Origin of the sequence: Streptomyces synnematoformans (genome assembly GCF_039531005.1) — a bacterium.
Lineage (GTDB): Bacteria > Actinomycetota > Actinomycetes > Streptomycetales > Streptomycetaceae > Streptomyces > Streptomyces synnematoformans.
The window spans coordinates 1-1,402 of the sequence record NZ_BAAAPF010000653.1 but is presented as its reverse complement, the minus strand read 5'-3'; the positions used below and the strand labels follow the sequence as shown (position 1 = coordinate 1,402).

Below are 1,402 nucleotides of genomic sequence, written 5' to 3'. Positions count from 1 at the left end.
CGCCCTCGGCACGCCGCACGGCCGCCTCGCCGGCACCCGCCGCCGCGGCGGCCGACGGCTTCGGCCCCGGGCCGACCGCGTCCGGGGGCCGTCCTCCGGGGCGGGCGGGGGTGTGGAGGGACGTTCCGGCGGCGGGGCGGGGGCCGAAGGCCGCCTCCAGGGCTTCCGCCAGGTCTTCCGCCGGTGTCGCCGGGGCCGGCTCCCGGGCCGCCGCTCTCGGCACGTCGGTCATCGGCCCGCCCCCTCGGACACGGGGCACGCACCCGCGGCCACCCAGCGGCCCGGGAGGTGCGCCTCCGCGGGGCGCGCGAAGGGGCGCGAGCCGCCGTCCGCCGGGCCGGCCAGCGGACTGCGCGAGACCAGCTCCAGATAGATCTCCCGGAACGCCCGTACGTTCTGCTCCACCGTGAACAGCTCGCCCGCCCGCGCCCGCGCCGCCGCGCCCAGCCGAGCCCGGCGCGCCGGGTCGCGGAGCAGCGCCAGGCAGGCGTCCGCCAGCGCCCGCGGGTTCCGCGGCGGGACCACGAGGCCCGTACCGCCGATGACCTCCCGTACCGCGCCGACGTCCGTCGACACCGTCGCCCGGGCGCAGAACATCGCCTCCACCAGCCCCACAGGGAAGCCCGCCACGGCGCTGGAGAGCACCGCGACGCCGCCCGTCTCGTACGCCGCCGCCGTGTCCGGCACCGCCGGGTCGCCGATCTCCTCGAACGACACCGGGCTGGCGCCCACCGCGTGGGCGTCCGCGGCCTCGTCGGGGAAGAGCTGGGCGGCCAGCGCGCGGCAGTGGTCGCGGTAGCCCGCGTGGGCGGCGGGCGGGGGGCCCGTCTCGGCCACGACGAGGTGCGCGGCCGGTTCCTGCCGGTGGACCTCCGCGAACGCGTGCAGCAGGGCGACGAGGTCGGCGGCCGGCTCAGTCCGGCCGACCCAGACCAGCGTCATGTCCTCCTCCCCGGCCGGCTCCTCCACCCTCGCGAACCGCTCGCCGTCCATGCCCGGGTAGACCGTCCGCAGCCGGGCCCGCGACGCGCCCAGGCGCAGCGCCCAGCGGCGCGCGTGGGCGTTTCCGGGGGTGACGAGGGCGGCCTTGTCGTACGCCTCCGCGGCCAGCCGGCGGTGGCAGGCCGCCGTCAGCGCCCGTACGGCCAGGGAGCCGCCGGCGCGCGCCGCCGCCCCGCTCGCCGTGCTCGCCGTGCCTGCCGCGCTCGCCGCACTCGCCGCACTCGCCGCACTCTCCAGGTAGTGCCGCCGCACCCGCACCCCGTACTCCGTCACCAACAGCGGCGTGCCGAAGAACCGCCGCGCCAGCAGCCCCGGCAGCGCCGCGGGTCCGCCGGACAGCGCGTGGCACAGGTCGACGCCGGCCAGCCCGCCGCCGGCCGGCCCGCCGCCCGGCGCTTCG

At 80.1% G+C, this 1,402-nt stretch carries 1 protein-coding gene and 1 pseudogene; both read right to left on the bottom strand.

The genetic code is table 11. From position 1 onward, the window contains the following. Positions 1-232 (bottom strand): annotated as a pseudogene (locus ABD317_RS36900) (hypothetical protein); the annotation flags it as partial. Then, a partial coding sequence (locus ABD317_RS36895; protein WP_344296437.1) for a glycosyltransferase occupies positions 229-1,402 on the bottom strand: 1,174 nt, incomplete at its 5' end. The pseudogene ABD317_RS36900 and the gene ABD317_RS36895, both read right to left, overlap by 4 nt.